We start from the raw sequence: 11189 nt of genomic DNA on the forward strand, positions 1-11189 counted from the left end.
GGCCCGCGCGTGGCATGTGACCGCCCGTTGACGGAGGGCGAAGCGGATGGATCAGCGCGTGGTCGAGGCGGTCAGGGCCTGGCAGCCGGAGCTGGCGGCCATCCGCCAGGACATCCACGCCCATCCCGAGCTCGGCATGGAGGAGCACCGCACCGCCGCCCTGGTGGCGCGGGAGCTGCGCGCGCTGGGGATCGAGGTGACGGAGGGCGTGGGCAGGCTCGGCGTGGTGGGCACCATCCGCGGCAACCGGCCGGGCAACCGCAGCATCGGCCTGCGCGCGGACATGGACGCGCTGCAGATCCCCGAGCAGACCGGCCTTCCCTACGCCTCGAAGCATCCCGGCCTGATGCACGCCTGCGGGCATGACGGGCACACGACGATGCTGCTCGGCGCCGCGCGCTGGCTGGCCGCCAACCGCGACTTCGCCGGCACCGTCCACCTGATCTTCCAGCCCGCCGAGGAGGGGCGCGGCGGCGCGCGCGCCATGCTGCAGGACGGGCTGTTCGAACGCTTCCCCTGCGATGCCGTCTATGGGCTGCACAACAAGCCCACACTGCCCGCGGGCAGCTTCGCCATCCGCCCCGGCCCCGCGCTGGCGGCAGCGGACCGGTTCATCGTGACCTTCCGCGGCACGGGCGGGCATGGCGGCTCCACGCCCCATCTCGCCACCGATGTGACGGTGGTGCAGGCGCATTTCGTGCTGGCGCTGCAGACCATCATCGGCCGCAACGTGCCGGCGCTGGAGGCGGCGGTGCTGAGCGTGGGCTCGATCCAGGGCGGCTCGCCCGTCTCGCCCAACGTGATGCCGGCGGAGCTCACCGTCACCGGCACCGCGCGCAGCTACACGGCCGAGGTGCGCGACCTCTTGGAGCGGCGCATCGGCGAGCTCGCGCGCGGCCTCGCCGCCCCCTACGGCGTGGCGGCGGAGGTCGCGTATCGCCGCGGCGTGCCCGCCACGGTGAACCACCCGGCGCAGACGGAGCTGGCCCGCGCCGCCGCGGCTGCTGTGGTGGGCGAGGCGGCGGTGCGCGAGCACGCGCCCGTGACGGGTGCGGAGGATTTCGGCCTGATGCTGGAGGCGCGCCCCGGCGCCTTCATGTTCATCGGCGGCGGCAAGGGGCCGGAGGGCAGCTCGCCCAACCTGCACACCCCGCATTTCGACTTCAACGACGAGATCATTCCGCTCGGCGTTGCCTATTGGGCGAGCGTGGTGGAACAGGAACTGGGCGCTCCGGGCGGCTGAGGGCGCGGCGCGGCGACATTCTCTTGGCCGCCCCGCTTTCGCGCGGCTATTGGTGGAGTGCATGACCGGGACAGAACCCGGGACGCAGGGATGCTTGGGAGAGCAGGGATGATGGAAGAGACGCTCCGGGACCTGATCGGCCGGGTGAAGCGCGGCAGCCTCTCGCGCCGCGGTTTCGTGAAGCGGGTGGCGGCGCTGGGGCTGACGGCGCCGATGGCGACCCAGCTCCTCGCCGTCACGGGCGCGGCGCCGGCCGCGGCGCAGAGCGTGCCCGCCTACGCGCCCACGCGGCGCGGCGGCGGGGCGCTGCGCATCCTGTACTGGCAGGCATCCACGCTGCTGAACCCGCATTTCGCGGTGGGCACGACGAACCAGGATTCGAGCCGCGTCTTCTACGAGCCGCTGGCCGGCTGGGCGACCGACGGCACGCTGCACCCCGTGCTCGCCGCCGAAATCCCGAGCGTTGAGAATGGCGGCCTCTCGCCCGACGGGCGCTCCGTGACCTGGAAGCTGAAGCGCGGCGTGAAGTGGCATGACGGCCAGGACTTCTCGGCCGACGACGTGGTGTTCACCGCCGCCTATTCGCGCAACCCGCAGGTGGGGGCCACCACCAGCGGCTCCTACCAGGGGCTGAACGTGGTGAAGGTGGACGACTACACGGTGCGCGTGGAGTTCGAGCGCCCCACCCCCTTCTGGGCGGACGCCTTCGTGGCCACGGCGGGCGTGATCATCCCGCGCCACCTCTTCGCCAACTTCAACGGCCCCAACTCGCGCGACGCGCCCACCAATCTGCGCCCCGTGGGCACCGGCGCCTACCGCTTCGTCAGCTTCGCGCCGGGCGACACGCTGCGCGCGGAGGCGAACCCGAACTACCACAAGCCCAACCGCCCCTTCTTCGACACGGTCGAGATCAAGGGCGGCGGCGACGCCGTTTCGGCCGCGCGCGCCGTGCTGCAGACGGCGGATTTCGACTACGCCTGGAACCTGCAGGTGGAGGACGAAATCCTGCAGCGGCTGGAGGCGGCCGGCCGCGGCAAGGTGAACATCGTCGAGGGCGGCAACATCGAGTTCATCCAGCTCAACGCCACCGACCCGAACGTCGAGGTGAACGGCGAGCGCAGCTCCATCACCACCCAGCACCCCGCCTTCCGCGACCCCGCCGTGCGCCAGGCGATGGCGCTGCTGGTGGACCGCGAGAGCATCAGCCGCTTCATCTACGGCCGCGGCGGCCCGGCCACGCCGAACTTCCTCAACAACCCGCCGCGCTTCCGCTCGCCCAACATGCGCATGGAGTTCAACGTGGCGCGGGCGAACGAAATCCTGGACCGCGCCGGCTGGGCGCGCGGCCAGGGCGGCATCCGCCAGAAGGACGGGGTGCGGCTGCGCTTCGTGTTCCAGACCTCGGTGAACGCGCCGCGCCAGCGCACGCAGCAGATCATCCGCCAGGCGGCGCAGCGCGCGGGCATCGAGATCGAGCTGAAGACCGTGACGGCGTCGGTGTTCTTCTCCTCGGACGTGGCGAACCCGGACACCTTCACGAAGTTCTACGCCGACATGCAGATGTACACCACGACCATGACGCAGGCGGACCCGCAGCGCTTCATGAACCAGTACGTGTCGTGGGAGATTTCGAGCCGCGCCAACTCCTGGCAGGGCCGCAACATCGTGCGCTGGCGCAACGAGGAGTACGACCGCATCTTCCGCGAGGCGGAGGGCGAGCTCGACCCTGTGAAGCGCGCCGCGCTGTTCATCCGCATGAACGACCTGATCGTGGGCAGCAACCACATCATCCCGATCGTGCAGCGCCCGCTGGTCAGCGCCAGCCTGAACAACCTGCGCCCGGTGCTGAGCGCCTGGGACAGCACGGTCTGGCTGCTCTCCGACTGGTGGCGCGAGGGCTGATCCGCGCGTGACCAGCTATCTGATCCGGCGCCTGCTGCTGATGATCCCGAGCATCCTCGGGATCAGCGTGGTGCTGTTCACCGTGCTCGCGATGGCGCCGGGCGACCCCTTCGAGGAGCTGGCCACCAACCCGGCCGTGCCGCCCGAGGTGCGCGCGAACCTGCGCGCGAGCCTCGGGCTCGATGACCCCATCCACATCCGCTACGTCAACTGGCTCTTCGCCATGCTGAAGGGCGACTGGGGCTTCTCCTTCGTCTCGCGCATCCCGGTGGACGATCTGATCCTGCAGCGCCTGCCGGTGACCATCGCGGTGATCGGCGCCTCGCAGGTGCTGGCGCTGCTGGTGGCGCTGCCGGTGGGCATCTACGCCGCCACCCGGCCCTATTCGATCTTCGACCAGATCGCCAACACCCTCGCCTTCGTGGGCTTCTCGCTGCCCACGTTCTTCACCGGGCTGCTGCTGATCCTGCTCTTCTCCATCCATCTCGACTGGTTCCCCTTCGTCTATCGCACCCAGCTCGACTCCACGGGCTGGCAGTGGTGGTGGGACCAGTTCCGGCAATCCATCATGCCGGTGACGGTGCTGGGGCTGTTCCAGGGGGCGGCGCTGGTGCGCTTCGTGCGCTCGGCGGTGCTGGACGTGATCCGGCTCGACCACGTCACCACCGCGCGCGCCAAGGGCATCCCGGAGCGGGCGGTGATCACGCGCCATGTGGTGCGCAACGCGATGATCCCGGTTGTGACGCTGGTGGCGCTGCAGATGCCCATCATCTTCGGCGGGGCCATCGTCACCGAGCAGATCTTCCGCGTGCCGGGCATCGGCTCGCTGCTGATCAGCGCGGTGCTGTCCAACGACACGCCGGTGATCATGGCCGTCACCTTCGTGTTCGCCTGCCTCGTCATCCTGTTCAACCTGATCGCGGATCTTCTGTATGGCTGGCTCGACCCCCGCATCAGCTACCGCTAGCGCGGCGGCGGAGCGCCCCCAGCCCGGCCCCTGGGGCGAGGCCTGGCGGCGCTTCCGCAAGCACCGGCTCGCGATGGCGAGCCTGTGCGTGCTGGGCGTCCTTGTCCTCGCGGTGCTGATCGGCCCCTTCATCTGGACGGCGCCGATCGACGAGATCGACTTCTCCAAGCGGCTGCAGGGCCCCTCCTGGGAGCATCCGCTGGGCACGGACGATCTCGGGCAGGATCTCCTCGCGCGCATCCTCTATGGCGGGCGCATCTCGCTCGCGGTCGGGTTCGCGGCGATGTCGGTGGCCATCCTGGTGGGGGTGATCGTGGGCGCCATCGCCGGCATGGCGGGCGGGCGCGTGGATGCGGCGCTGATGTGGCTGACGGACCTTTTCCTCTCCCTGCCCGAGCTGCCGCTGCTGCTGCTCATCATCTACCTGTTCCGCGACTCGCTGGTGGGCGTCGTGGGGCCGGAGATGGGCGTGTTCATCCTGATCGTGCTCATCATCGGCGGCTTCCGCTGGATGCCGGTGGCGCGGCTCGTCCGCGCGCAGTTCTTCTCGCTGCGCGAGAAGGAGTTCGTGGAGGCCGCCCGCGCGCTGGGCGCGACGCGCACCCGCATGGTGATGGTGCACATCCTGCCCAACTCGCTGGGGCCGGTGCTGGTCGCCGCCACCATCGACATCGCGGCCGCCATCATCGCGGAGAGCACCCTCTCCTTCCTCGGCCTCGGCTTCCCGCCCGACATTCCGACCTGGGGGCGCCTGCTCTTCGACGCGAAGGACAACCTCGACTTCGCACCGCACTGGGCGATCTTCCCCGGGCTCGCGATCTTCCTGACGGTGCTTTCCATCAACTTCGTGGGGGATGGCTTGCGCGACGCCTTCGATCCCCGCCGCGTGAAGTAGGGGCGGGTGACGTGACGCCCGCCCCCCGACTTCTCGAGATCGAGAACCTCCAGGTCCATTTCTCCACCGATGACGGCATGGTCCGCGCGGTGGACGGCGTCTCCATCGGCGTGGACGCGGGCGAAACGGTCTGCGTCGTCGGCGAATCCGGCTGCGGCAAGACCGTGACGGCGATGACGGTGCTCAAGCTCATCGCCATGCCGCCCGGGCGCATCGCGGGCGGGCGCATCCTCTGGCAGGGGCGCGACCTGGTGCCGCTGCCGCCCGAGGGAATGCGCGCCATCCGCAGCAAGGAGATCGGCTACATCTTCCAGGAGCCGATGACCTCGCTCAACCCCGTCTATACGGTGGGCGAGCAGATCGCCGAGACGCTGCGCCACCACGAGGGCCTTTCGCGCCGCGCGGCGCTGGAGCGCGCGGCGGAGATGCTGCGCCTCGTGCACATCCCCAACCCGCACAAGCGCATCCACGACTACCCGCACCAGTTCTCGGGCGGCATGCGCCAGCGCGTGGTGATCGCCATGGCGCTGGCCTGCAACCCGAAGCTCGTCATCGCCGACGAGCCGACCACGGCGCTCGACGTCACCATCCAGGCGCAGATCCTCGACCTGCTGAACGAGATGAAGGAGCGGCTGGGAATGGCCGTGCTCCTCATCACCCATGCGATGGGCGTGGTGGCGGAGACCGCGCAGCGCGTGGTGGTGATGTACGCCGGCAAGGTGGTGGAGGAGGCGCCGGTGCGCTCGCTCTTCGCCGCGCCGCGCCACCCCTACACGCAGGGGCTGATCCGTTCCATCCCGCGCCTCGATCTGGCGGCGACGGAGCACAAGCGGCTGGAGGCCATCCCCGGCACCGTGCCCTCGCTGCTCAACCCGCCGCCCGGCTGCCGCTTCGCCGCGCGCTGCCGCCACGCGACCCCCGAATGCACCGCCGCCGAGCCCCCGCTGCGCGAGGTGGCACCCGGCCACAAGGCGGCCTGCATCCATGCCGAAAGCCTCGCCGCATGAGTGACCCGCTGCTTCGCGTCGAGAAGCTGGTGAAGCGCTTCCCGGTGAAGGGCGGCGTGCTGCGCCGCACGGTGGGGCAGGTGCATGCCGTCTCCGGCGTCTCCTTCGACCTCGCGCGCGGCGAGACGCTCGGGCTGGTGGGCGAATCGGGCTGCGGCAAGTCCACCACCGGCCGGCTGATCCTGCGGCTGATCGAGCCGACCTCCGGCCATGTGTGGTTCGAGGGCCGCGACGTCACGGCGCTGAACGAGCGCGAGATGCTCGCCCTGCGGCGCGACATGCAGATCATCTTCCAGGATCCCTACGCCTCGCTCAACCCGCGCATGACCGTGGGCGGCATCATCGGCGAGGCGCTGACCATCCACGGCCTCGCGCCCAACGCGCGCGAGCGCGAGGCCCGGGTGGTGGAACTGCTGGAGACGGTGGGGCTGCGCGCCGACCACATGCGCCGCTTCCCGCACGAGTTCTCGGGCGGCCAGCGCCAGCGCATCGGCATCGCGCGCGCGCTGGCCGTCTCGCCCAAGCTCGTGATCTGCGACGAGCCGGTGAGCGCGCTCGACGTCTCGATCCAGGCGCAGGTGGTGAACCTGCTGGAGGATCTGCAGGAGAAGTTCGGCCTCACCTACCTCTTCATCGCGCACGACCTCAGCGTGGTGGAGCACATCAGCGACCGCGTGGCGGTGATGTATCTCGGCCGCATCGTGGAGATCGCCTCCTCGCGCGAGCTCTACGCGAACCCGCGCCATCCCTACACCGAGGCGCTGCTCTCGGCCGTGCCCATCCCCGACCCGACGCTGAAGCGCGAGCGCATCCGCCTCGCGGGCGATGTGCCGAGCCCGCTCAACCCGCCGCCGGGCTGCAACTTCCACACGCGCTGCCCCATCGCGAACCAGGGAAGCTGCCGCAGCGAGGTGCCTGAGCTGCGGGAGACGAGCCCGGGCCATTTCGTCGCCTGCCACCTGCGCGCGTAGCGCGCGGCGGCCTCCGTTCAATAGGATTTCGGCAGGTCGAGCACGCGCTCGGCGATGTAGGAGAGCACCAGCGCCTGGCCCACCGGCGCCAGCACGGGGATCATGCTCTCCCGCGCCAGGCGCTCGACATGGTATTCCTTCGCATAGCCATAGCCGCCATGGGTGATCATCGCCTGGCGGCAGGCCTTGTTCGCGGCTTCTGCGGCGAGGAACTTCGCGGCGTTGGCCTCCGCCCCGCAGGGCTGCTTCGCGTCGTAGAGCGCGGCGGCCTTCATCGTCATCAGGTTCGCGGCCTCCAGCTCCATCCAGCCCTGCGCCAGCGGATGCTGGATCGCCTGGTTCTGGCCGATCTTGCGGCCGAACACCTCGCGCTCCTTCGCGTAGCGCGCGGCGAGGCCGAGCGCGGCGCGCCCGATGCCCACCGTCTCGGCCGCGACCATGATGCGCTCGGGGTTGAGGCTGTCCAGCAGGCAGCGGAAGCCGTGCCCTTCCTCGCCGATGCGGTCCTGCACGGGCACGGGCAGCTCCTCGATGAACACCTCGCAGGAGGCGATGGAGCCGAGCCCGTGCTTCGGAATCGGCCGCACGGTGACATGGCGCGGGTCCATCGGCGCGAAGAAGAGGCTGAGCCCGTCCACCGGCCGCGCCGTCTCCTCGATCGGGGTGGTGCGGGCCAGCAGCAGAATCCGGTCGGCGATGGCCGCGCCCGTGGTCCAGACCTTCTGGCCGGTGATGTAGTAGGTGTCGCCCCGCCGCACCGCGCGCGTCCTGATGCGCGTGGTGTCGAGGCCGGTGCTGGGCTCCGTCACGCCGAAGCAGGGGCGCTCGCGCCCGCTGATCAGCGGCGGCAGCATGCGCGCGCGCTTCTCCGGGCTGCCATGCGCCACGATGGACATGGGGCCGAAGATGTAGGCGTGCACCGTGCTCGCGGCGGTCCAGCCGCCGCCGGCCTCGGCGATGGTGCGCACCATGACGGCCGCCGCCTGCATGCCGAGCCCCGCGCCGCCGAGCTCGGCCGGCATGATGATGGAGAGGAAGCCGGCGTCGCGGATCGCCTCGAAGAACTCCCGCGCGAAACGCCCCTCCTCGTCGCAGCGTCGCCAGTAGTCGAGGTCGAAGCCCGCGCAGATGCGGGCCACCGCCTCGCGGATTTCGGGATGGGGATCGAGCTCCATGGCCGTCGTCACGAGCGGATCCCTCCCTTCTCCATACGGAATACCCTTCTTCATGCGGAAGATAGCGACGGCACGCGCGCGGCGTCAAACGCCTCCCGCGCTTGACAGGGCCCGCACCCGTCTCCACCCATTTCCCATGGAGAAGGCTTCGGCGCCCAGGCCGCGCAACCGGTCCGCAGCAACCAGGGAGGCGGGGGTCGCGCCGCCCAAGCTCGTCGGGGCGCTGGTCGCGGGGCTGCAGATCCTGCGCCACTTGGCGCGCGCCCGCGGGCCTCTCGGCGTCAGCCAGATCGCGCGCGATCTCGCTCTCAATCCCAGCACCGCCTTCAACCTGCTCAAGACGCTGGTGCACGAGGGCCTCGTCGTCTTCGACGAGCGGACGAAGACCTACGCGCTCGGCCTCGGCTTCGTCGAGATGGCCAAGGGCTCCCTCGAGAAGGCGTCCATCGCCCGCCTCGCGCGGCCGCACCTCGAGGCGCTCGCCTCCGAGTTCCGCGTGACCATGACGCTGTGGCAGCGCGCGGGGCCGGACCGCGTGGTGCTCGTCGAGCGGGCCGACAACGAGGAGGCGATGCGCGTGCACATGAGCATCGGCCAGCGCCTGCCCTCGCTGATCGGCGCGCTCGGCCGCTGCTTCGCCGCCTTCGGCGACCTCAGCGAGCAGGAAATCCGCGCGCGTTTCCCGGCGCTGCGCTGGCAGGCCCCGCCGACGGTGGAGACCTATCTCGCGGAGGTCCGCGCGGCGCGCCGCAGGGGCTACGCGCTCGACCGCGACCGCTACGTGCGCGGCGTCACCACCGTCTCCGCCCCGGTTCTGGACGAGGGCGGCGCGCCGGTCATGGCGCTCTCCGCCATCGGTTTCAGCGGGCAGTTCACCCAGGCGCGGCTCGAGGCGCTGGCGCGCGCGCTGAAGGCGCGCGCCCGGGAGTTGAGCGGGGCGCTGGCCGGCGGTCCCGACACGGCGGGCCGGGCGCGATGAGCGCGCCCTCGGCGAGGCGCTCCAGGCCCTCGGCGCGGCGCGAGCGCAGCGAGAAGGCGCGCGCCGCGCTGTTCGAGGCGGCCGCGCGCGTCGTCGGGCGGCACGGCTATGCCGGCGCGTCCGTCGCCCGCATCACCGCCGCCGCGCGCATGGCGCAGGGCAGCTTCTACACCTACTTCCCCTCCCGCCAGGCGCTGCTGGACGAACTGCTGCCCAAGCTGGGCGAGGAGATGCTGGCCCACATCGCCGCCGCCGTCTCCGGCGCGGGCGACGAGATCGCGCGCGAGGAGCGCCGTTTCCGCGCCTTCTTCGAGTTCCTGCAGCGGCGCCCCGCCTTCTTCCGAATCCTGCACGAGGCGGAGTTCTTCGCCCCGCGCGGCTTCCGCCGCCACATCGAGAACATCGCGGCCGATTACCGCCGGGCCCTCGACCGCGCCCGCGCGCGCGGCGCGCTGGCGCATTTCACCGAGGCGGAGGTGGAGCCGCTCGTCTTCCTGCTGATGGCGGCGCGCAGCTACACCAGCATGCGCTACGCCTATGCGCCCGGCGGAAAGGTGCGCCCCCCGCCGGAGGAACTGGTCAGCGCCTACCTCAAGCTGCTGCGCCAGGGGCTCGATCCGCCCGCCGCTTCCGCAGAAAGCTGAACGGCGATTCGTGATTTGCGCGCTCTGTTGACCGCCCGGCCCGGCCGGCGTTAGCCTCATCGCGTCCAAGAGCATCCGGCAGCGAGGCGCAAAGCCCGTCCGGCACACGGCAGCCAAGAGGGAGGAGCGCGCCATGGCGCAGCAACGCAACACCGGTTTGGGCCGTCGCGCCCTTCTGGGCGCGGCGGGAGCCGCGGCACTCGCCAGCCCCAACATCGCCTTCGGCCAGTCCCGCCAGCCCATCAAGGTCGGGGTGCCCACCATCCTCTCGGGCCGCGTCGCGCAGCTCGGCATCTCCTCGCGCAACGCGATGCAGATGGAGGTGGAGCGCTTCAACGCCGCCGGCGGGCTGGACGGGCGGATGATCGAGCTGATCGTGCGCGACAGCCGCGGCACCCCCGCCGAGGCCGCGCGCCTCGCGCGCGAGATGATCAGCAGCGACGGCTGCGAGTTCATCCTGGACTGCGAGCCCTCCTCCGGCGGCTTCGCGGTGCACGAGGTGGTGCGCGAGACGGGCACCGTCACCCTGCACGTGAACTCGGAGACCTCCTCGCTCAGCGCCGATCCGCGCCAGCGCTTCTGGAACGCCTTCCGCGTGGCGCGGCAGGGCATCCACGACTCCATCGCCGGCGGCGCCTACGCCGCGAGCGTGGTGCGGGCGCGCAATCTGCGGCGCTGGATGACCGTCTCGCCCGATTACGCCTATGGCCGCGACACCACCGCCGAGTTCCTGGAATACCTCCGCCACTTCGTGCCCGAGGTGCAGGTGGTGGGCGAGACCTGGCCGCGCCTCTTCCAGCCCGACTACACCGAGAACATCACCCGCCTCTCGCAGGGCCGGCCGCAGGCGATCTACTCCTGTCTCTGGGCCGGCGATCTCGTGACCTTCATGGAGCAGGCCTCCATCTTCGGGCTGCTGGCGAACACGCAGTTCTTCGGCGTGAACCTCGCGGACTACACGACGCTGCAGCAGATCCGGAACCTGCCGCGCGGGGCGCATTCGGGGAACCGCTACCTGCGCAACTTCCCAGACGTGCCGGGCAACCGCGAGTTCGCGGCGGAGTACAACCGCCGCTTCAACACCTTCCCGACCAACTGGTCCTGGCAGTCCGCGACCGCCGTGCGCCTGCTGACCACGGCGCTGCGCGAGGTGGGCGGCACCTCGCCGCGCGCGGTGGCCGAGAAGCTGCGCGGCATGACCATCGAAAGCCCCTTCGGCGCGGACGGCCGCGTGACCATGCGCGCCGAGGACCAGACGCTGGTGGGCTACGCCATCGGCTGGGGCACGACCATCAGCGCCGATCCCTTCGTCGAGAACATGCAGACGGCCGACTGGAACACGATCTTCCGGCTCGAGGCCGAATGGAAGCGCGCCAAGGGCTGGCTGTGATCCTCATCGCGGCGCG

At 70.7% G+C, this 11189-nt stretch carries 10 protein-coding genes; 9 read left to right on the top strand and 1 reads right to left on the bottom strand.

Annotated features, from left to right (window positions below; genetic code table 11):
• Positions 1–46 precede the first annotated feature (46 nt).
• From H596_RS0100280 to H596_RS0100305, 6 genes are all read left to right on the top strand, one after another.
• Positions 47–1243, top strand: coding sequence for a M20 aminoacylase family protein (locus H596_RS0100280; RefSeq protein ID WP_027283183.1), 1197 nt, complete (start codon positions 47–49; stop codon positions 1241–1243).
• A gap of 111 nt (positions 1244–1354) precedes the next feature.
• Complete coding sequence (locus H596_RS0100285) at positions 1355–3145, top strand: peptide ABC transporter substrate-binding protein (RefSeq protein WP_245583915.1); 1791 nt, start codon at positions 1355–1357, stop codon at positions 3143–3145.
• A gap of 7 nt (positions 3146–3152) precedes the next feature.
• Positions 3153–4112 (top strand): ABC transporter permease, encoded by a 960-nt coding sequence (locus H596_RS0100290; RefSeq protein WP_027283185.1) that lies wholly within the window; start codon positions 3153–3155, stop codon positions 4110–4112.
• Positions 4078–5007, top strand: a complete 930-nt coding sequence (locus tag H596_RS0100295) for an ABC transporter permease (RefSeq protein ID WP_027283186.1) — start codon at positions 4078–4080, stop codon at positions 5005–5007. Before H596_RS0100290 ends, H596_RS0100295 begins: the two co-directional genes overlap by 35 nt.
• A 77-nt stretch (positions 5008–5084) precedes the next feature.
• Positions 5085–6014 (top strand): ABC transporter ATP-binding protein, encoded by a 930-nt coding sequence (locus H596_RS0100300; protein ID WP_084602518.1) that lies wholly within the window; start codon positions 5085–5087, stop codon positions 6012–6014.
• Entirely contained in the window at positions 6011–6985 is a 975-nt protein-coding gene (locus H596_RS0100305; RefSeq protein ID WP_027283188.1) for an ABC transporter ATP-binding protein, read from the top strand. Before H596_RS0100300 ends, H596_RS0100305 begins: the two co-directional genes overlap by 4 nt.
• 17 nt (positions 6986–7002) lie before the next feature.
• Here the strand turns inward: H596_RS0100305 and H596_RS0100310 are convergent, their stop codons facing one another.
• A complete protein-coding gene (locus H596_RS0100310; protein WP_245583916.1) occupies positions 7003–8172 on the bottom strand; it encodes an acyl-CoA dehydrogenase family protein in 1170 nt (389 codons plus the stop codon).
• Positions 8173–8296: 124 nt separating this feature from the next.
• Between H596_RS0100310 and H596_RS19390 the strand changes: the two genes are divergently transcribed.
• From H596_RS19390 to H596_RS0100325, 3 genes are all read left to right on the top strand, one after another.
• A complete protein-coding gene (locus tag H596_RS19390) occupies positions 8297–9139 on the top strand; it encodes an IclR family transcriptional regulator (RefSeq protein ID WP_084602452.1) in 843 nt (280 codons plus the stop codon).
• Positions 9136–9783, top strand: a complete 648-nt coding sequence (locus H596_RS0100320) for a TetR/AcrR family transcriptional regulator (RefSeq protein WP_027283190.1) — start codon at positions 9136–9138, stop codon at positions 9781–9783. The genes H596_RS19390 and H596_RS0100320 overlap by 4 nt, the downstream gene beginning before the upstream one ends.
• Before the next feature lie 133 nt (positions 9784–9916).
• Positions 9917–11173 carry an ABC transporter substrate-binding protein gene (locus H596_RS0100325; RefSeq protein WP_027283191.1) on the top strand — a complete coding sequence of 419 codons (1257 nt, stop codon included), beginning with the start codon at positions 9917–9919 and terminating at the stop codon, positions 11171–11173.
• Positions 11174–11189 lie beyond the last annotated feature (16 nt).

The organism is Rubritepida flocculans DSM 14296 (assembly GCF_000425365.1).
GTDB classification, from domain to species: domain Bacteria; phylum Pseudomonadota; class Alphaproteobacteria; order Acetobacterales; family Acetobacteraceae; genus Roseococcus; species Roseococcus flocculans.